The organism is Streptomyces sp. NPDC001351, assembly GCF_042896045.1.
Taxonomy (GTDB): Bacteria; Actinomycetota; Actinomycetes; order Streptomycetales; family Streptomycetaceae; genus Streptomyces.
Map to the genome: position 1 here is coordinate 42,995 of NZ_JBIAWS010000010.1, position 17,886 is coordinate 60,880.

Here is a 17,886-nt window from a genome sequence, read left to right on the forward strand (position 1 = left end):
CCGTTCTCCACTCGACGACGAGAGGAACGAAGAGTGATGCGTGGGATGTCCCGGAGAGCCCTGCTGACCGGTACGACTGCCGGAGGAGCCGCTGTGCTGCTTCCCGCAGCGCGGGCCACCGCCAGACCCAGGGCGACCAAGGCGGGTTGCGCGAGCTACCGCGCCGCCTACCACTTCACGGTCCCCGACGCCTGGAAGAACGACCCCCAGCGCCCGGTCTGGATCGACGGCGAGTACCACTACTACTACCTCTACAACGCCGATTACCTGAGCGGCGTCGTGGGCACCGCGTGGCGTCACGCCACCAGCACCGACCTGGTCTCCTTCACCGACCGCGGCGTCGCCGTGCCGAAGGACACCACCCCGAACGGCGACATCTGGTCGGGCTCGGCGGTTGTGGACACCGACAACACGGCAGGTTTCGGAGCCGGCGCGGTGATCGTCATCGCCACCATGTCACCCGGCGGCGGAACCGACCACCAGGAGCAGTTCCTGTACTACTCCACCGACGGCGGCCGCACCTTCACCAACCACGGCACCGACCCGGTCCTGCCCAACCCCGGCGTCGCCGACTTCCGCGATCCCAAGGTGATCCGTGACGAGGACCGCGGCCGCTGGGTGATGGCCCTCGCCGAGGGCACCAAGGTGGGCTTCTACCACTCCGCCGACCTCAGGTCCTGGACGTACGCCGGCGGATTCATCAAGGACGGGATCGGCACGCTGGAATGTCCCGACCTGTTCCGCATCACCGCCGAGGACGGCACGGTGAAATGGGTGCTGGGTGTCAGCGCCAACGGCAAGAACTCGGGGCTGCCCAACACATACGCGTACTGGACGGGCGCCTTCGACGGCAGCGCCTTCACCGCCGACGCCGCCGACCCGCAATGGCTCGACCACGGCTGGGACTGGTACGGCGCCGTCACCTTCGAGAAGCGGAAACCAGACGGCACGCAGGACCCCGGCGCACGCCACGCCATCGGCTGGCTGAACAACTGGGACTACGCGGGCACCACACCCACCATCGACTGCGACGGCTTCAACGGCACCGACTCGATCGTCCGCGAACTCACCCTGAAACGTGACTCGGCCGGCACCTACTACCTGGCCTCCCGGCCGGTCGCCGCCCTCGACGCGTACGTCTCCCGCACGGTGAACCTGGGCGACGTGACCGTCAACGGCTCCAAGGTGCTCGACTACACGGGCATCTCCTACGAGCTCACCACGGAGATCACCTGGGACCGGCTCACCGGCGCCGGACTCCAGCTGCGCCGTTCACCCGACGGCGGACGCCACATCGACGCCGGCATCTACAACGACTACGCCTTCCTCAACCGCCGCAACACCGTGAACCCCGAGACCTCCGGCAAGTGGCAGGAGAGCCACACCCCGTTCAGCCCTTCGGCGGGCACGGTGAAGCTGCGCATCCTCGTGGACCGGACGTCCGTGGAGATGTACGTCGACGACGGCCGTTACGTGCACTCCAGCGAGGTGTTCCCGTACCTGGTCGACACCGGTCTGGCGCTGTTCACGATCAACGGGACGGCGGTGTTCCGGAACACGGTCATACGGGAGTTCAGCGTGTGAGGACGACCGCTTCGCGCCGCGGAAAACCCCTTGGAGCCATCGCGGCCGGGCGCGCAGACTCGACGAGGGGGGAAGGAGGACGACATGCCGACGGCCGAAACCGTCGCCCTCGTCGACGCACTGGGCAGTGAGCCACGGCGGCCGGGCGCCTTTCGTGAACTCCTGCGGCGCGGGGCGGAAGCCGTGCCCGACATCCGCCGAGGGCTGAGGCATCCGCTTGCCCGAGTGCGGGAGGAATGCTGCAGGCTGCTGGACCAACTGCTGGTGCCCGGGGCGACGGACGAGCTGACCGCCATGCTCGACGACCCGGACGCCCGGGTACGGGTGGCGGCGCTCCACGCCCTGTCCTGCGACCGCTGCAAGCCGGACGCGGACGCCTGCCGCCCCGACCCTGCCGTGCTCCAGCCGCGCGCGATCCGGATCCTGCATCACGACCCGGACCCCCACGTCAGGGCCATGGCCATCGAACTCGTCGGGCTGTGGGTGCACAGTGCCCCGCAAGCCGTCGCCGCCCTGGTGCGCGCCCGAGACGAGGACCTCTCTCCGGCGGTGCGCAAGAAGGCGGGCTGGTATACGCCCGGCGGCACCGTCCACCGCCGGACGGCACCGAAGCCCACACGTGCGTGGCGGGCTTGATCGGCAGGAGGCTCCGCACGGCCGGCAGTCGGGGGGCGGACCATCCTCGCCGGGTGTGCCGGGCCGTGTCGCGGCAGCGGCTCCGGTGCACGCCGAGGAGTGGGATGCACAGGGCGGCCGTCGTATGGGAAGGCGGGCTGGTGCACGTCCGGCGGCACTGGAGCCCGCACGTGCATTTGGGGCCTGATCCACAGGAGGCGTGGGGGCGGACCAGCCTCGCCGGGCGGGGCCGGCCATGTCTCGGCAGCGTTCCCGATGCGCGCGGAGGTGCGGGACCAGGGGCACAGGACGGCCGTCGTATTCCCTGCGAAGATCGGGTACGGCGACCGGCCGAGCGGAGCCGGTCCGGGCGATCGGCGGAGTGCGCATGACGACTGAGCGGGATGCTGTGGCGGGCGTCGAACGGACCGCGGGCATCGAGGTCAAACCGGTGGCCGGGCACATCGGGGCCGAGATCACGGGCGTCGACCTGGCCGGTGACCTGGACGACGCCGTGGTCGCCGCGATCCGGGCGGCGGTGCTGCGCTGGAAGGTGGTGTTCTTCCGCGGGCAGAGGCTGGACCACGCGGGGCACGTGGGGTTCGCGCGCCGCTTCGGCGAGCCCGTCGTGCTGCGCAAGCGGGGCAGCGCCTCACCGCCGGACTTCCCCGAGGTGGAGACCACCGCCGACCGGCTGGAGCTCGGCGGGAAGTTCGGCATGGAGCACGAGGAGTGGCTGCAGCGCCGCCGGCACACGCTGCTGCGCGGCTGGCACTGCGACCACGGCGCCCGCATCGACCCGCCGGCCGCGACGATCCTGCGCGCCGAGACCGTCCCGCCGTACGGAGGCGACACGACGTGGTCGAACCTGGCGGCCGCGTACGCCGGACTGTCCGGCCCGGTACGGGAGTTCGTGGACGGGCTGCGCGCCGAGCACCGGCTCGGCGTCGGCTACCAGCCGCGGCCCGGCGACGACGCCTATCTGCGGCACCTGCTGGACCATCAGGTCGCCTCCGTGCACCCGCTCGTGCGGGTCCACCCGGAGACGGGGGAGCGGGTGCTGTTCGTCAACGGCTATTACCTCGAGCAGATCACCGACGTCTCCCGCCCGGAGAGCCGGGCGCTGCTTGACATGCTGCTGGAGCAGGCGGTGCGGCCCGAGTACACGGTGCGCTTCCGCTGGGAGCCGGGCAGTGTGGCCTTCTGGGACAACCGGGCCACCATCCACCTCGCTCCCAGCGACAACGCCCACCTCGGCTTCCCGCGGATCATGCACCGGGTGATGCTCACGGGTGACGTCCCGGTCGGCGTGGACGGCAGGCCGTCGCGGCCGCTCATCGGGACCGAACCCGGCCGCTGGTGACGCAGGGCCTCAGGCGGTGGGCTGCCAGCCGAGCGCCGGCCCGAGCCTGGTGGCCATGTCGGTGAGGATCTGCACATAGTCCTCGTGGTCGAAGGTGAACGGCAGCGCGAACGCCACCTCGTCCACCTCGCGGAACGCGGCATGGGCGTGGAGGCGTTCGGCGATCTCCTCGGAGCTGCCGACGATGTCCGGCGCGAACATCAGCCGGGCCGGGCCCTGCGGGGCGGCCGTGCGAGGGGTGCGCTTGGCAGCGAACTCCTCGTATTTCGCGCGCTGTTCGGGCGAGGCGGAGTCGGTGGGGATGACGACCAGGCCCTGTGAGACGCGGGCATTGTCGCCATCGGGATGATGGGCGCGGAAGGCGCGGATGTGGGACAGCTGGATCTCCGCGAAGTCGAGGTCCGCCTCCCCGTCCGTACCCTGCGGGCTCTCCGCCTTGACGACACTGCTGGTGAGGAAGTTCATGCCGTGCTCGCCGGCCCAGCGCGCCGAACTCAGGCTCCCGCCGCCGTACCAGAGGCGACGCCCCAGGCCGGGGGAGTGCGGCTGCACCCGGTCCGAGAACACCTCGAACCCCTCCACTCCGCTGAAATCCGTGGCGCTCTTGCCGCGCACGAAGTCCAGCAGCCGCCGCACCCGCTCGTAGGAGAAGTCCTCGGCCTCCGCCGTGTCCGGGTACAGCGCCTCCTTGATCTGGTCGTAGTGCATCGGCGGGCCGACGCTGACGCCCGGATTGATGCGGCCCCCGGACAGGATGTCGACGGTCGCCAGGTCCTCGGCCAGCCGTAGCGGGTTCTCCCAGCCGAGCGGGATGACCGCCGTGCCGAGCTCGATACGGCTGGTGCGCTGCGAGGCCGCAGCCATGACGGCGACGGGGGACGAGATGCCGTACTGGAGATGCCGGTGACGCAGCCACGCACTGTCGAAGCCGAGCCGCTCGCCCAGCTCGATGATCTCCAGCGTGGACTCGTGGCCGCGGCGCGGATCCGCCTCGTCGAACAGGCCGATGGTCAGGAAACCGAGCTTGCGCAGGGGGCGTGAGGTCGGCGGCACGGGCTCCTCCATGGTTGTTTGATGTATCAAGTATTACGGCGGTGCCAACCAGGCGGGCGCGGGAACTGTTCCCCGTGCTCAGGTCAAGATCAGGTCATCTCAGGTCAGAGGGATCGTGACCTCGTCCTCGAGAGGCGGTTCGATCTCCTGCGCGCGGTTGCCGGTGGCCGCGTAGCAGCGCAGGTGGACCGCCTCCGGCGTGACGTCCAGACGCAGGAACTGCTTGAAGAACGGCGGGCTGTACGTCGCCGAACTCGGCGAGAACAGCTGCGTGTAGATCTTGCGCACCGGCAGGCGGAAGCGTGACGTGCGGTCGGGGCGGCCGCCGGCGCCGAGCAGACTGGCCACGATCCGGATACGGCGGGTGACGCGCACCGCTGTGCCCGGGGAGCGGGTCGGCGGGATGCCGAGCCGCTCGGCGATCACGGCCATCGCCTCGTCCTCGGTGAGGGTGAAGAAGCGGCGCAGGTGCAGCCGCCGCCCGTAGAGCCTGCTGTAGAACGCGAGGGAATCGCCGCGCAGCGGATAGCAGCGGAAGTCCTTCTCGGTGACGTCCGCGATGCCGATGCGGGGGATGGTGTGCGTGGCGTGCATGAACGCCCCGCCGCCGCCCGAGACGACGTACTGGATGGTGCGGCCGTCCACCTGGACCGGGTAGCGCTGGTAGTTGTGGATGTCGCCACCGATCGCCGCCACATAGTGGTGGTCGGGGTCGCGGACGATGTCGTCGACGGTGCCGTTGCCGCCCTCGATGGCACAGGGGTGGTGCTCACCGTCGACGTACAGAGGCGACCCGGTGATCAGGATCTTGGGGCGGGGGCCCTGGGACACCTCCCGCAGCCAGGCGCCCTGTTCGGCGTCGATCGTGCCGAGCAGACCGGTGTCGATGCCTATGATCCGCAACGGTCCGGCATCGATGGCCCAGTACGGGCCGGGCTGGACAGCCTGCTGGGCCGGCGCTGAGCGCAACTGGCGTGCCTCGTCCAGGTGTTGACCGTCGCCGGGGCGCGGCCGGTGCCACAGGAGCGAGCGCATCCAGGCCCGGCTCAGGGGGCGCGGCGCCGGCTCGGGGGCGAGGGGCGGGGCGTCCGCGCAGAAGACACGCATGAAGGCGCCGAGGTCCTCGTACCAGTCGTGGTTGCCGGGTATCGCGTAGATCGGCGCCTGGTAGTCCTGGTAGGGCCGGAAGAACTTCGTGGCGTAGTCGTCCGCACTGCCCACCGGGTAGATCACGTCGCTGGCGACGACGGCGAAGTCCGTGCCCTGACCGACCTTCAGGAACCCCGGTACGACGGCGTACTGGGGATCGTCACCCTCGCCGGTGTCACCGATCACCATGAAGGAGAACCGGTCCGCGTCCGCGCGCCGGATCACCTTGTCGGCGGGCGCGCCGGCCGCCTCGCGCTGTGCCACCCATCTGCTGCGGGTACGGCCCGTGGGGTCCCCGAACCAGGAGGCCAGCACGCCGTTGCGGGCGGCCCACAGCGTCTTGGGATTGAGCCAGGAAAGCTTCTCGACGTGCTGCGGCATCAGCCGCTTGTAGTCGCCGCGTTCTGTGGTGCCCCAGCCGGCGCCCTGGGCGGTATCGCGTGAAGAGTCAGACACTCGTGAACCGTAACAACGATCAAGTGGCGGACGGGAAGAGGGTGCGGGCACTCGGCGCGCCGGACCGGGCGTGCCTGCGCACATCGGTACCGCGCACGGCAGGCGACCGCGCCCCGCGGCAACTCGCCGCGGAACTACGGAAGTCGAATAGCTGGAACTGCGAAGGGACCGACCTGCTCAGCGGCTTGTCTTCCGCTCCCGGTGTTCGGCGCGACTCCCCCCGGCCGCGGGTGCCGCCCGGCGCACCCGGCTCGGGTCGGCCGTCCGTCCCGGCTGCCAGCGGCACCCGGCGGCAGGTCACCACTCGCGGCTGGGTGGAGGTGCCCATTGCGGCGCGGGGGTCCCGTACTGGTCCTGCCGGGGCCGTGCAGGAGCGACCCACCCGCCGAACGAGGCGATGCCGTGCTGAGGCGCGGGCGCGGCCGGGTGATCGGCGACGGAGGTTCGGCGGGCCGGGGCCGACTTGTTCCACTCGCCGTCGCCCAGCACCAGAAGCGGGTCGAACATGACCACAACGCCGGCCAGCAGCAGGAAGACGGTGGGGCCCAGGAGCATGGGCAGCAGTAAGGAGCTGGGCGATTCGCCCGTCCAGGACCCATTGCCCTTGCCGTGCACATGGACGCTGACGGCGGCCATGGCCGTGTAGTGCATGCCGGACACGGCAACCCCCATGACCAGACTGGCCCCGAGACTGGTCGTGAAACCCCGGACGGTGACAGCCGCCCACAGTGCGGCGGTCGCGGCGACGATGGCGATGGCGACGGACACGGCGACGGTGAGGGGGTCGTAGAGGAAGTCCCCGTTCACCTCCACCGCCGCCATGCCGAGGTAGTGCATCGCGGCGATGCCGAGGCCGGTGACCACGCCCGCGATGCCTAAGGTGACCTTGCCGGCGCCCCGGTAGCCGACGATGAACACGCCGATGCCGACCACGACGATCGCCACGGCCAGGCTCAGCAGAGTGAGCCCGGTGTCGTAGCGGATCCCGGTCTCCTCGACCTGGAATCCGAGCATGGCGATGAAGTGCATCGTCCAGATCCCACAGCCGATCGAGGCGGCGCCGAGCGCCAGCCAACCCGGCTTCCAGGACTCCTCGTTCAGCAGGGACCGCACGATGCACCGCAGTCCCAGCGCCCCTCCCAGACAGGCCATCAGATAGGCCGCCACCGGGGTCACCGCACCATAGCGGAACCCGTCAATCGTGCCTTGCATCTGCCAACTCCCCCCAGAGCACTGGCAATTTGTGGAGCCAGGTCTACGGGTAAGAGCCGCGTAAATGCAAGGGCCTACCATTGGTAACTGAATAACTCTCAACTCTCAGGCGTCGACTCCGGTCGCAAAGGGGCGAGTTCCAGCCAAACACCGATGTCTTCGGGCCGTGCGGCTCGCGGCCATCACCTCCAGGGGGCGTACTCGACGCCCAGACGAGCCGGACCCCAAGAGGGCGCGCAGTGCGGCCCGCATGTCGTCGTCGCCCTCCTCGTGGAGTGAGAGCACGTCCCGCAACGCCGCCCCGGCCTCCGGCCGGATGCCCGCCTCGTCCAGTGAGCTCGGGCTCTCTTGCGTCGTCCGCATCCAGTCGGGGTCGGTGAGATCCACTGGCCTGCTCGCGATGGGCTCGATGCAGGCACATGACCCGGCTCCTCTCGGGTCGCGCGGCCTGCAAGCCTGGCTTCACTTCCCCGCCCGGCCCCGCGCGGGCAGCGGGCCGCATCGGCCTGTGTCGCCCCCATGTCTCCTGCGTGGGTGCGGCACGAGCCTGGACCGCCGAGGCTCAGCGCGATCCCCGAAGCGCCGAGCCCCGAGTTACCCCCGTGTTATCGAACACCCAAGCGCACCCCAGACGTTGGGCAGCCGGAAGCCAAGGGCTGGCAAGGATTCAGCGACGTCACTGATTCTTCACTTCGTATTTCTACCCGCATAGACCCGGTGCTGCTGTCATGCACACACCCGCCCGGAACCCCGGGCCCATCGCGGGAGAACCCCCATGCGCGCCATGCGCCGCCTCACCGCCACCACGGCATCCCTGACCCTCTCCGTCGCCGGCCTCATCATCGGCACGGGCTCGGCCGCACACGCGGCCAGTTGCTCGCAGTCCTACCTGCCGCTGCCGGACCCGACCTGCCAGCCCGGCGCCTACAACCCGGACGTCACCCAGTCCACCATCGACTCGACGATCTGTGTGTCCGGCTGGACCGCCACCGTGCGCCCCTCCAGCTCGTACACCAACGCCCTGAAGGTCAAGCAGATAGCGGAGTACGGCTACTCGGACACCAGCACGGCGGACTACGAGGAGGACCACCTCGTGCCGCTCGAACTCGGCGGCGCTCCCAAGGACGCGCAGAACCTGTGGCCGGAGCCGCGGTACGGCGACGAGACCGCCGCCAGCAAGGACTCGGTGGAGACCAAGCTCAAGAAGGCCGTCTGTGCCGGCACCGTCAGCCTCGACGACGCGCGCAGCGCCATCGCCAGTGACTGGACCACCGCTCTGTCCTCCCTCGGCCTCAGCTGACCCCTCGACGGCACCACCCGGCGGTCTGCCCGTATCCCCAGCGGGCAGGCCGCCCCGTCGTACAGAGGCGGCCCCACGCGGCAGCTGCAGTGGAGAACGAGTGAGACGCAACCCTGCAAGCGGACAGCGGTCGGAGCCCCGGTCTCCATCCCACCCCCCCTCCACGCCTTGAGACCGGAGGAAGAGCTGACCCCGGCGCAGCGCAGCGCGCTCATCAAGAGCACCAAGCAGAAGGCGACCGCGACTGTCCGAACGATCGGCCTGGGCGCCAAGGAGGAACGGGTCGTGAGGGAGGTGGTCAAGGACAACGACGGCACCCTGCACACCCGCTACGCGCGAACCTACGCCGGCCTCCCCGCCCTCGTCGGGTGTCACGGGGTCATCAACCCGGGCCGGCCAGTCCTCCACCGTCGGCACGACGGTGAGCCGGCAGATCTCGGCCGGCAGTGCCCACAGCGGTTCGCTGACGTACGCCGCGAGCGGGCTGCCCACCGGTCCGTCGATCAACAGCCCGGCCGGCGCCACCGGCACCGCGACCAGGGGCGTCCATATCTGACGACAGTGGTGAGTCGGTGCACGGCGGCTCGTACTGCGCCTGGCTGGACGGCCACGGCTCCAGCCGCACCGACACGCTGTCCCAGTCGGTGACCGTTCCGAGCGGCTGCAAGGCCACGCTCAGCGTCGACGTCACCGCCGTCACGACCGGCTGATCGCGCCCGCGCGGATCCGGGCCTCACCCTCGTCCGCCGCGGGGGTGAGGCCCCTTGCCGTCAGTTGAACGGGTCGAGGGTCAGGTCAGCTTGCTGCGGGCTGCCGTCGTGGACGAGCGACTCGTGGTTGCCGACGTCGTCGAAGGCGAACGCGTAGGCCTTGCCGTCGGCCATCTGCGCGTGGATCGCGCGGGCGTACTGGTTGGTCACCGCGTCCTGGTAGAAGTTCGCCGAGGAGGTGTCCGGCTGGTTGGGGTCGACCAGCAGAGTGGAGCGGTTGAAGCCGGCGCACAGGGTGCGTGAAATGGGGCCGCGTACCTGGTCGTTGGGCGCGTCGAGCAGCTTGTGGCAGCCGAAGACGCTGTCCGCGTCCGGCTTCTGGAAGGTCGTGACCACGTTGCCGGAGCCGTCGGTGAAGTTCATGACGCCGCCCGAGACCTTGCCGTAGTACTTGGTGTTCGGCTGGTCGCCGAACGGTGTCACGGTGAGGGTCGCCGACGCGTACTTCTGCCAGACGCGGTTGATGTAGTCGTCCATCACGGATGCCGGCAGTGCGCCGGACTCCAGTCCGTGTCCGGGTGCCAGCGCCCGCAGCACCGTCCCGTCGGAGCGGGTCTGGATCAGCCCGGCCCAGCCGCCGGACTTCCCGCGCAGATCGTTCAGGACGCCGTTGTAGCCGCCCGGCTTGAGGTGACCGGTGGTGGCCGTGCTCCCGCTCGCCCCCTGGATGCCCACCGCGTAGGGCGCGGAGAACATGTCGACCTGTGTGCTGTTGAGCCACAGGCCGGAGTCGTTGAGCGTGTACTCGGACCAGTTGAACAGGATGTCGTGGTTCGGGTCGCTCGGGTTCTGCACGGCGGGCTGCACGAGACCGCCGGTGGTCAGCTTGAACACGAGCTTCTGTCCGTAGGAGAAGTAGATGCGTCCGGAGAACTTGGGGATCCGGATCGTCTTCGACTGTCCCGCGGCCGGTCCCGCGATCGACGCGTCCGGCGCGGGCGTCGGCGGGTTGCCGCCGGTCGGCCACGCGTGGAACGTGCCGTTCGCGTCCGCCCAGCCCTGCTGTCCCGTCGAGAGCAGGGTGCCGATCGTGTAGACGTAGACCGCGTCGCCGCGGCCGGAGTTGTTGGTCACCTGCAGCGGGATCGTGTCGGGTACCGCCGCCCCGGCGGACGAGGGGGCCTGGATGGCGATCACCGCGGCGATGAGTGCCGCTGCGGCTGTGGGGGCCGTCAGACGGCGGGTGAGTTTGTGGTGCACGCTCCACCTCCGTGTGTGGGGTCACTCGAGGGGATGGGCCGAATTGGTCCGTACCTGTTCTTGAGAGCGCTCTCAAACTGGCACCGGAGTTGCGTGCATGTCAATAAGGACGACGTCAGGGAAAAGAAAGGCGCCCGCGGGACGAACCCCCGGGCGCCTGCGGCGGCTTGTCAGAAGGTCCGCTGGAGGAGGTCGAGGAGCGCTTCCCAGTGACGCTCGGCGGCCTCCTTGTCGTACGAGGCCGTGTCGGCCTGCGTGTATCCGTGGTGCGCGCCCGGGTAGACCTCGCAGCGGTGCCGGACACCTGCCGCGGTGAGCGCGTCCTCCAGGCGCTGGATCTGCTCCGGGGGCAGCGAGGAATCGTTGTCGGCGTGGCCGAAGTACACCTCGGCGGTGATGTGTTCGGCCACCGAGTGCGGGCTGTCAGCGTCCTCCGTCGCCAGCTGGCCGCCGTGGAACCCGGCCGCGGCGGCGACCCGGTCCGGGTAGGTGCCGGCGGTCAGCAGGGACAGTCGCGCGCCCATGCAGTAGCCGGTCAGCGCGACCGGGCCGTCTGTGACGAGGGGGGAGTCGGCCAGCCACTGCAGATACGCGGCCGCGTCCCGCATGGCCGGGCCGGGCGTGACGGACTGGACCAGCGGGGCGACCTTGCCCCAGATCTCCGGGCGGGCCGCCAGGTCGATGAACTCGGGCAACTCGACGACGGGCGTGCGCCCGTGCCGGTAGAACAGGTTGGGCACCAGCACCGTGTAACCCGCTGCGGCGAGCCGGTCGGCCATCGAGTTCAGATGGGGCCGGATCCCGAACGCGTCCATGTAGAGCAGGACGCCGGGCCGGGCACTGCCGTCGGCGGCGTGCGCCACATAGGCGTCGGCAACGCCGTCCGCGGTGGGGATGTCAACGGTGGTTCCTTGTACGGAGGTCATGGGGGGCTGCCTCTCTGCGCGCTCGGCGCCGACCAACTCATGCGGCCCGACGGGCCCGTCGCGGTCATCGTTGCACGTGCCACCCAACCGGGTGAAAGGGCCCCCGGCCTCGGGAGATACTGGAGTTCACTCGAACCGCGAGGTGTCCCCGGCCCCCCGCCGTACGATCTCCGCCTCGCCGCCCGAGAAGTCGATGACCGTCGTCGGCTCGGTGCCGCAGTCCCCGGAGTCGACCACTCCGTCCAGCACATGGTCGAGACGGTCCTTGATCTCCCATCCCTGGGTCATCGGCTCCTCCTCGTCGGGCAGGAGCAGCGTGCTGGACAGCAGCGGCTCGCCGAGCTCGGTGAGCAGGGCCTGGGTGACGACGTGGTCGGGAATACGCACGCCGACCGTCTTCTTCTTCGGGTGCTGCAGCATCCGCGGCACCTCCTTCGTCGCCGGCAGGATGAAGGTGTAACTGCCGGGCGTCGACGCCTTGATGGCGCGGAACACGTCGTTGTCGACCCGTACGAACTGGCCGAGCTGCGAGAAGTCCTGGCACACGAGCGTGAAGTGGTGCCGGTCGTCCAGGTGGCGGATGGTCCGGATCCGCTCGATGCCGTCACGGCTGCCCAGCCGGCAGCCCAGGGCGTAGCAGGAGTCCGTCGGATACGCGATGAGCGCGTCCGCGCGGATGCTGTCGGCGACCTGGGCGATGGTGCGCGGCTGGGGGTTTTCGGGGTGCACGTCGAAGTACTTCGCCATCCGCCGAGCTTATGCCGTGCCGACCTTGGCGACGAACGCGGCGACGTTCGCCACGGTGCGCCGGATCTTCTCCTCCAGGGTGATCGTCTCGTGCAGCCGCGCCCCGATGCCCGCGTCCCGCTTGCCCCGCACATACAGCGAGCAGGCGAGGTCGCTGCAGATGTAGGCGCCCACCGAGTTGCCCTGCTGTCCGGCTTTCCCCGCCTTCGGGGCGACCGTCAGGGAGACGCCGCCGGAGTGGGTGGTCAGGCACATCGAGCACATGCTGCGCCGTGTCCGGCCCCAGGCGGAGCCGGAGGCGCGCAGCGCGACGGCTCTCGGCCTGCCGTCGCTCCACTCGGTGACGAGGTACGCGCGGTCGGGGGCCTGGGGGTCGCGCCAGCCGAGGAAGTCCAGGTCCTCCCAGGGCCGCTCGGCCAGGTCGCGCGGGACGGACAGGCGCCTGGCCTCGCCCTTGGTGCAGTTCACGAAGGCGGCGCGGATCTCTTGCTCGGTCAGCGGTTCCATAACCTCACGCTAATTTGCCTAAAAGCTTTAGGCAAATGCATAATCGGCTCCGGCGAGAAAGGAGGGCGGCCATGGCACGCATGGGGCTGACCACGGAACGTGTGGTCCGCGCAGGAGCGGAGCTGGCGGACGAGGTCGGCTTCGACCAGGTGACCGTCTCCGAGCTGGCCCGCCGCTTCGACGTCAAGGTGGCGAGCCTGTACTCGCATGTCAGCAGCTCCCAGGACCTCAAGACGCGGATCGCCCTGTTCGCCCTGGAGGAGCTCGCCGACCGGGCCGCCGACGCCCTCGCGGGCCGCGCCGGCAAGGACGCCCTGATCGCCTTCGCCAACGCCTACCGCGACTACGGCCGCGAACACCCCGGGCGCTCGGCCGCGGCCCGGCTGCGCCTGGACCCGGAGACCGCGGCCGCCAGCGCGGGCGTCCGGCACGCCCGGATGACACGCGCGATCCTGCGCGGCTACGACCTGGCGGAACCGGACCAGACGCACGCCGTACGGCTGCTTGGCAGCGTCTTCCACGGCTACTCGAGTCTGGAGACGGCGGGCGGCTTCAGCCACAGCGCCCCCGACTCGCAGGAGAGCTGGATGCGGATCCTTGACGCCCTCGACGCCCTCCTGCGCAACTGGCCCACCGCCCCGACCCTTTGACCGACAGGCTGAGGACATGCCCACCGAGCACGACTGGATCACCACGCCCGTCACCGCCGAACTGCTGCGCGGCGCCCTCGACATCGAGCGCACCGAACACGGCATGCTGCCGCACCGGCTGCCCGCCAGGGCCCGCGCCCAGTGCACCGATCCGCAGCTGGCCAGCGCCGAGTCCCAGCCCTCCGGCGTACGGCTGGCGTTCCGCACCCGCGCGACGGCCGTCGAACTCGACGCCCTGCCCACCAAACGCGACTACGTCGGCGCCCCGACCCGTCCCGACGGCGTCTACGACCTCCTCGTCGACGGCCGCCCGGCCGGCCGGGGCAGTATCCCGGGCGGCAACACCGTGACCATCGACATGGTCGCCGGCACGGCCGAACCGAAGCCCGGCTCCGTGGGCACGCTCCGCTTCCCAGACCTGCCCGACGGCGAGAAGGACGTCGAGATCTGGCTCCCGCACAACGAGACCACCGAACTGGTCGCCCTGCGCACCGACGCCCCCGTGGAGCCCAGCCCGCCCAGCGGCCGCAAGGTATGGCTGCACCACGGCAGTTCGATCAGCCACGGCTCCGACGCGGCGAGCCCCACCACCACATGGCCCGCCTTCGCCGCATCCCTGGGCGGCGTCGACCTGATCAACCTGGGCCTGGGCGGCAGCGCCCTGCTCGACCCGTTCACCGCGCGCACCCTGCGCGACACCCCGGCCGACCTCATCAGCGTCAAGATCGGCATCAACCTGGTCAACACCGACCTGATGCGCCTGCGCGCCTTCACCCCCGCCGTCCACGGCTTCCTCGACACCATCCGCGAAGGACACCCCACGACACCCCTGCTGGTCGTCTCGCCCATCCTGTGCCCGATACACGAGGAGACGCCCGGCCCCAGCGTCCTGGACTTCACTTCCCTGAACGACGGTCAACTGCACTTCCAGGCCATGGGCGATCCGGGAGAACGTGCCAGCGGGAAACTGGCCCTCGGCGTCATCCGGGACGAGCTGGCCCGTATCGTGACCCAGCGGGCGGCCGAGGATCCGAACCTGACCTACCTTGACGGCCGCGAGCTCTACGGCGAGTCCGACCACGACGAACTGCCCCTGCCCGACCAGCTTCACCCGGACGCCGAGACCCACCTCCGCATCGGCGAACGCTTCGCCTCACTGGCCTTCGCCCCGGGCGGCGCCTTCGCCGACCGCGCCTGAAAGGCCCGCTTCCCGTCGCACCCCCCCGTAGGCATGCAGCCACCGGGCACCCGTGAGGTAACGTCCCCGACCGAAAAGCCGAGGTCGCTGCGATGGACGAGGAGAAGGCCGAGATGGCTGGCCGAAAGGACGGGGCCTGCCCGGTACGAGTGGCGGGCGCCGACGGCGGCCCTACATGGGCGCAGGAACTGCTCGATCACCTGCGGCCCACCGGGCGGGACATCCGCCGGGTCGTGGTCTGGCTCGCGGAGTCCGTGCAGGGGACGGCCTGGCTGCAGGACGGCACCGGCCGGCTCCTCGCCGGAACACCGGAACCGCTGGACGACCACCTCCTCGCGGACCTCGTCTCCGGCCGGATCGCCTCCGCGGCCTGGGACGACACCGGACGCCATCTGCGGCTGGTGCGGGTGGAGCAGCCGCCGCCCGCCCCCGTCGGCGTACTGGCCGTGTCCCGCTCAGCGCCCTTCGACCGCAGGGCCTCCGACATCGTGACCCACACCGCCCAGGTGGTCGAACTCCTGCTCAGGGCACGCGAGTCGACCACCGCCGGACGCCGTCTGCAACGCGCCACCTCCGATCTGCGCCTGGCGATCCTGCAACTGCTGATGGTCGAGGACACCGTCTCCGCCCGACGCGTCGCCGCAGGTCTGTGGCCCGGACTGCTCGACACCGACACCGCCTGCGTCTACGTCCTCGAGGGCTGCGCCAAGGACCGCGACGACCTCGCCGAGGAGTGCCTGACCGCGACGGAGGAGCAGGTTCTGGTCGTGCGCTGTCCCGCCGTCGATGCACACGTCATCGTCGTCGCTCCCGACGACACGGCCGCGGGGGAACTGCGCTCCCTGATCGGCCGGCGGCCGGGCACCTACCTCGGCGGCAGCGCCCCGCAGAGCCTCGCCCGTACCGCCACCGCCTACGGACAGGCCGTCAGCGCGCTCGCCGTCGCCCGCTTCCGGCCCGACAAGCAGGCCGTGTACGCCGAACGCACCCACCCCGAGCGCCTGATGGACCCCGCCGACCTGCACGGCTGGACGACCCACGTGCTGCGCCCGCTGGACACCCTGGCGCACCACACCCGCGCCGAACTGCTCGCCACCACCCGGCTGGGCCTGGAGTTCACGGCCGTCAACGCCGCCAAGGTGCTCGGCGTCAGCCGCAACACCGTCCGCGCCCGCATGGAACGCGTGGAGACCCTGCTGCAGACGGACTTCTCCGATCTCGCCGCCCGCGCCGTCGTGCACCTCGCGCTCAACACCTGGATGGGCCTCGCGACGGAACCGCACGACACCGGCCCCTTCGCAACGGGCCACCCCCGGCTCGGCGAACTGCTGGCCGGCCCCGCCCTGCGCACCTGGGCGAGCGACCTGCTGGCACGCCTCGACGCCGACGCCCGCGATCTGCGCCGTACCCTGCGCACCTGGATCGCAGCCGGGGGCAACGCCGAACGCGCCGCACAGATCCTGGGCGTCCACGCGCAGACGGTGCGGGAGCACGTGCGCAGCGCGGAACCCGTCCTCGAACGGCAACTGCTCGCCGCCGGCAGCGACCTGTACGAGGTCGTCCTCGCCCATCTGGCCCTCGGTGACCTCGACCAGCCCGATCTGCGCCGGGCGAACCGGGACCATCCGGACTCACCTGTGCACAGGTGAGCCGTGCGGACACCGCAGCGGGCATCGACGCGGTTCACAACCGAACCACCCGGCACGTAAGTTCGACGGACCGCGGGGGCCACGACCGGAACGGGGGACCGGTCGGGCCCCCTTGCGTTTCTACGCGCGCAGCAGCACCGGCACCTCCTGCCAGCCGAACGCGATGAACGACGGCACCTGCCGCAACTCGTCCTCGCGGACGGCCAGTCGCATCTCGGGGAAGCGCTCGAAGAGGGCCGGAAGAGCGGTGAGCGCCTCCGCCCGGGCGAGCGGAGCGCCGATGCACCGGTGCACACCGATGCCGAACGCCAGATGGTCGTCGGCCCCGCGTGCCGCGTCGAAGACGTCCGCGTCCGGCCCGTAGTGCGCGGGATCCAGTCCCGCGGCAGCATATGTCGTGATGATGGCGTCGCCCGCCGGGATCGTGACGTCGCCGACGACGATGTCGGTGACGGCGAATCTGAGCGGCAGCGAGGCGATCGACGGGTGCACCCGCAGCGTCTCGTCCACGACCGCCTCCCAGCCGGTCTTCCCGGCCCGCACGGCGGCCAGTTGCTCCGGGTGCCGGAGCAGGGCGACGACCGCGTTGCCGATGAGGTTGACGGTGGTCTCGAACCCGGCACCGATCACCAGCAGCAGCGTGTACAGCAGCTCCTCGTCGCTGAGCCGGTCGCCGTCCTCGTCCCGCACCCTGATCAGCTCGGTGGTCAGATCGTCCGCCGGGTGCTGGCTGCGGTGGGCGATCAGGGCCGGCAGCACCGTCCCGATCTGCTGCTGCACGAACGCGGCAGCCTCCGGGCTCGGGTCGGAGGTGTCCATGATGGCTGCGATCAGCCGTCGCGTGTCGTCCACCAGCTCGTCCGGCACGCCGAACAGTTCGCAGATGATCCGCATGGGCAGGGGCTGTGCGAGCGCCGCTTTGACGTCGACCACCCGTCGGCCGGCGCCGTCCGCCGCCAGCGCGTCCAGCAGCTCCGCGGTGACAGCCTCCACCCGTGCCCGCAGCTTCTCGGTCCGCCGGTGCGTGAAGCTCGGCGCCACCAGCTTGCGCAGCCGTGCGTGGTCGGCGCCGTAGGTGGAGAGCATGTTGACCACGCCCACCCAGCCCAATATCCAGCCCCAGGAGGGGTGTTCACCGATCTCGGGCCACAGCTTCCAGTGCAGCCGGGGGTCCCGGCTGACCCGCGGGTCGAGGATCAGCTCCCTGAGCCTGTCGTAGCCGGTCGGCGCCCAGGCGGGGATGCCGCCCGGCAGCTCGACGGGCACGACCCGGCCGAGGGCCCGCAGCCGGGCACTCTCACCGGGGATGTCGGCGCCGAACGGGTCGATGACAAAGCGGTCGGTGCGGTCGGTGACGGTCACTCGCGGCACGGTACACACCGTCACCGATCACTCTCGTACGGCTGAGCGATTCTCCGCCATCCGTGGACCGTGCTGGTCCAGAGCGCGTGATTCGATCGCCAAGACAACAGATTCCGCTGCGTGCTCTTGTCTGATCAGTGATTTT

General features: G+C 70.4%; 17 protein-coding genes. 9 read left to right on the forward strand and 8 right to left on the reverse strand.

Translation table 11 applies throughout. The annotated features are described in order from the left end of the window. Window positions 1-36: 36 nt before the first annotated feature. The 3 genes from ACFY1U_RS33050 to ACFY1U_RS33060 all read left to right on the forward strand — a co-directional run bounded on the left by ACFY1U_RS33050 (window position 37) and on the right by ACFY1U_RS33060 (window position 3,562). Window positions 37-1,584, forward strand: coding sequence for a glycoside hydrolase family 32 protein (locus ACFY1U_RS33050; RefSeq protein WP_390697824.1), 1,548 nt, complete (start codon window positions 37-39; stop codon window positions 1,582-1,584). Between the two features lie 84 nt (window positions 1,585-1,668). Further along, window positions 1,669-2,220 (forward strand): HEAT repeat domain-containing protein, encoded by a 552-nt coding sequence (locus ACFY1U_RS33055; RefSeq protein ID WP_390697825.1) that lies wholly within the window; start codon window positions 1,669-1,671, stop codon window positions 2,218-2,220. A 367-nt stretch (window positions 2,221-2,587) separates the two neighbouring features. Beyond that, window positions 2,588-3,562 (forward strand): TauD/TfdA dioxygenase family protein, encoded by a 975-nt coding sequence (locus ACFY1U_RS33060; protein WP_390697826.1) that lies wholly within the window; start codon window positions 2,588-2,590, stop codon window positions 3,560-3,562. A 9-nt stretch (window positions 3,563-3,571) separates the two neighbouring features. Here ACFY1U_RS33060 and ACFY1U_RS33065 read toward each other — a convergent pair whose 3' ends face one another. From ACFY1U_RS33065 to ACFY1U_RS33075, 3 genes are all read right to left on the reverse strand, one after another. Continuing rightward, on the reverse strand, window positions 3,572-4,615 hold the full coding sequence (locus ACFY1U_RS33065) for an LLM class flavin-dependent oxidoreductase (RefSeq protein ID WP_390698057.1): 1,044 nt from the start codon (window positions 4,613-4,615) through the stop codon (window positions 3,572-3,574). Between the two features lie 99 nt (window positions 4,616-4,714). Beyond that, the gene (locus ACFY1U_RS33070) at window positions 4,715-6,220 is read right to left on the reverse strand and encodes a metallophosphoesterase family protein (RefSeq protein WP_390697827.1); all 1,506 of its coding nucleotides are present in this window, start codon (window positions 6,218-6,220) and stop codon (window positions 4,715-4,717) included. Window positions 6,221-6,517: 297 nt separating this feature from the next. Further along, window positions 6,518-7,432: an MHYT domain-containing protein gene (locus tag ACFY1U_RS33075; RefSeq protein ID WP_390697828.1), complete on the reverse strand. Its 915-nt coding sequence runs from the start codon at window positions 7,430-7,432 to the stop codon at window positions 6,518-6,520. A gap of 775 nt (window positions 7,433-8,207) precedes the next feature. On the opposite strand from ACFY1U_RS33075, the gene ACFY1U_RS33080 reads away from it, so the two are divergent. The 3 genes from ACFY1U_RS33080 to ACFY1U_RS33090 all read left to right on the forward strand — a co-directional run bounded on the left by ACFY1U_RS33080 (window position 8,208) and on the right by ACFY1U_RS33090 (window position 9,442). Continuing rightward, window positions 8,208-8,732: a hypothetical protein gene (locus tag ACFY1U_RS33080; RefSeq protein ID WP_390697829.1), complete on the forward strand. Its 525-nt coding sequence runs from the start codon at window positions 8,208-8,210 to the stop codon at window positions 8,730-8,732. Between the two features lie 421 nt (window positions 8,733-9,153). Beyond that, window positions 9,154-9,288: a hypothetical protein gene (locus ACFY1U_RS33085; RefSeq protein ID WP_390698074.1), complete on the forward strand. Its 135-nt coding sequence runs from the start codon at window positions 9,154-9,156 to the stop codon at window positions 9,286-9,288. A 16-nt stretch (window positions 9,289-9,304) separates the two neighbouring features. Then, window positions 9,305-9,442, forward strand: a complete 138-nt coding sequence (locus tag ACFY1U_RS33090; RefSeq protein ID WP_390698075.1) for a hypothetical protein — start codon at window positions 9,305-9,307, stop codon at window positions 9,440-9,442. A gap of 60 nt (window positions 9,443-9,502) precedes the next feature. On the opposite strand, the gene ACFY1U_RS33095 is transcribed toward ACFY1U_RS33090, so the two are convergent. The 4 genes from ACFY1U_RS33095 to ACFY1U_RS33110 form a co-directional block, all read right to left on the reverse strand. Then, window positions 9,503-10,702, reverse strand: a complete 1,200-nt coding sequence (locus tag ACFY1U_RS33095; RefSeq protein ID WP_390697830.1) for a glycoside hydrolase family 64 protein — start codon at window positions 10,700-10,702, stop codon at window positions 9,503-9,505. A 170-nt stretch (window positions 10,703-10,872) separates the two neighbouring features. Further along, window positions 10,873-11,628, reverse strand: a complete 756-nt coding sequence (locus ACFY1U_RS33100; protein ID WP_390697831.1) for a dienelactone hydrolase family protein — start codon at window positions 11,626-11,628, stop codon at window positions 10,873-10,875. A gap of 126 nt (window positions 11,629-11,754) precedes the next feature. Next, window positions 11,755-12,375, reverse strand: coding sequence for an L-threonylcarbamoyladenylate synthase (locus ACFY1U_RS33105; protein ID WP_390697832.1), 621 nt, complete (start codon window positions 12,373-12,375; stop codon window positions 11,755-11,757). A 9-nt stretch (window positions 12,376-12,384) separates the two neighbouring features. Further along, window positions 12,385-12,882 carry an FBP domain-containing protein gene (locus ACFY1U_RS33110; protein WP_390697833.1) on the reverse strand — a complete coding sequence of 166 codons (498 nt, stop codon included), beginning with the start codon at window positions 12,880-12,882 and terminating at the stop codon, window positions 12,385-12,387. Between the two features lie 71 nt (window positions 12,883-12,953). On the opposite strand from ACFY1U_RS33110, the gene ACFY1U_RS33115 reads away from it, so the two are divergent. The 3 genes from ACFY1U_RS33115 (at window position 12,954) to ACFY1U_RS33125 (ending at window position 16,379) form a co-directional block, all read left to right on the forward strand. Further along, complete coding sequence (locus tag ACFY1U_RS33115) at window positions 12,954-13,532, forward strand: TetR/AcrR family transcriptional regulator (RefSeq protein WP_390697834.1); 579 nt, start codon at window positions 12,954-12,956, stop codon at window positions 13,530-13,532. A gap of 16 nt (window positions 13,533-13,548) precedes the next feature. Further along, entirely contained in the window at window positions 13,549-14,730 is a 1,182-nt protein-coding gene (locus tag ACFY1U_RS33120; protein WP_390697835.1) for a GDSL-type esterase/lipase family protein, read from the forward strand. 113 nt (window positions 14,731-14,843) lie between these two features. Continuing rightward, a complete protein-coding gene (locus ACFY1U_RS33125; protein ID WP_390697836.1) occupies window positions 14,844-16,379 on the forward strand; it encodes a helix-turn-helix domain-containing protein in 1,536 nt (511 codons plus the stop codon). Window positions 16,380-16,499: 120 nt separating this feature from the next. On the opposite strand, the gene ACFY1U_RS33130 is transcribed toward ACFY1U_RS33125, so the two are convergent. Continuing rightward, the gene (locus ACFY1U_RS33130) at window positions 16,500-17,741 is read right to left on the reverse strand and encodes a cytochrome P450 (protein ID WP_390697837.1); all 1,242 of its coding nucleotides are present in this window, start codon (window positions 17,739-17,741) and stop codon (window positions 16,500-16,502) included. Window positions 17,742-17,886: the final 145 nt, after the last annotated feature.